This is a genomic window from Rhodococcus sp. CX (genome assembly GCF_015865005.1).
In the GTDB taxonomy this organism is placed as follows: Bacteria; Actinomycetota; Actinomycetes; order Mycobacteriales; family Mycobacteriaceae; genus Rhodococcus.
Window position 1 is genome coordinate 111,545 of the sequence record NZ_JADZGH010000251.1, and the last position, 1,337, is coordinate 112,881.

A 1,337-nucleotide genomic window follows, 5' to 3' on the forward strand; every position below is an offset into this window, starting at 1 on the left:
TACCACCTCGGACGCGCCGACCAGCAGATCACGCTGCGCGGCTACCGCATCGAGCCCGGTGAGATCGAAGCGGCCCTGCTGCGCTGCCCGGGCGTCACGGCGGCCGCGGTGATCCTGCGCGACGATCGGCTCGTCGCCTATCTGGTCGGCGGATCCGCTGCCGATGCGCTGCGCGAGGTCCGCCGCACCCTGCCCGAGTACCTGGTTCCGTCCGCCGCGGTCGTGCTGGACGCGCTGCCGCTCACCGGAAACGGGAAGCTGGATCGCGCGGCCCTGCCGGAACCCGGTGTCTCCTCTTCCTGCGGCCGGGCGGTGCGCGGACCGGTTGAGGAACTCGTGGCATGGGTGATCCGGGAACTGCTGCGCGACACCGGATCCGAGGTCGTTCCGGCCGCCGACGACAACTTCTTCCACCTCGGCGGCAACTCCCTGCTCGCGAGCCGTCTCGCCGGGCGCCTCAGCGGCATCGCCGACGCCGACGTCACCGTCCGCGACGTCTTCGACGACCCGACCGTCGCGGGTCTCGCCGAGCGCGTCGCCGAGCGTGCCGGCCGGGGACGCACACGGATCCCGATGACTGCCGGTGGTGACGCTCCGGCGCCTCTCTCACCGGCGCAGCGGAGGCTGTGGTTCGTCAACCGGTTCGATCCTGCTTCGGCGGCGTACAACCTGCCGTTCGTGTTGCACCTCGACGGGCCGCTCGACGTTGGCCGCCGCGGTGTCCGACGTCCTCGATCGGCACCGCACGCTGCGCACGGTCCATCCCGAGGCCGACCGGCAGATTCTGTCGCCGGTACCGCGTCCGCCCTTCGAGACGATCGCCGCCCCGGGCGGGGAATCGGAGCGGCTGATACACGAACTCTGCTCTGCCGGATTCGATCTCACCATCGACCTGCCGGTGCGGATGCGGCTGCTGCGCCTCGCGGCCGAGCGGCACGTGATCGTCGTCGTCGTCCACCACATCGCCGCCGACGAATGGTCGCTCACGCCGCTGCTGCGCGATCTCGTCACCGCCTACACCGCGTGCGACGACGGTCACCACCCGCGGTTCGAGCCGCTGCCCCTGCAGTACACCGATTTCGCGCGATGGCAGCACGCGATCGCCGACGGTGAGGTCGAGCACTGGCTACGTGTCCTGGCCGATCTGCCCGACGAGGTCACCCTGCCCGGCGACCGTCCGCGCCCCGCCCATGCGAGCGGCCGTGCCGCCGTTCACCGGCTGCTCCTGGACAGGGACCTGAGCGGGCAGCTGGTCCGGCTGGGACGCGACCACGACGCCACCGTGTTCATGGTGGTGCACGCGGCCCTCGCGACGTTGCTGGTCCGGCACGGTGCCG

General features: G+C 71.5%; 1 protein-coding gene and 1 pseudogene. Both read left to right on the top strand.

Going from position 1 to position 1,337, the window contains the following annotated elements; translation table 11 throughout:
- Positions 1-108: 108 nt before the first annotated feature.
- Positions 109-477 (top strand): annotated as a pseudogene (locus tag I0Q12_RS34070) (phosphopantetheine-binding protein); the annotation flags it as partial.
- Between the two features lie 241 nt (positions 478-718).
- Positions 719-1,337, top strand: a 619-nt coding sequence (locus I0Q12_RS34075) for a condensation domain-containing protein (RefSeq protein ID WP_307846567.1), incomplete at its 3' end; no start/stop codon positions are given.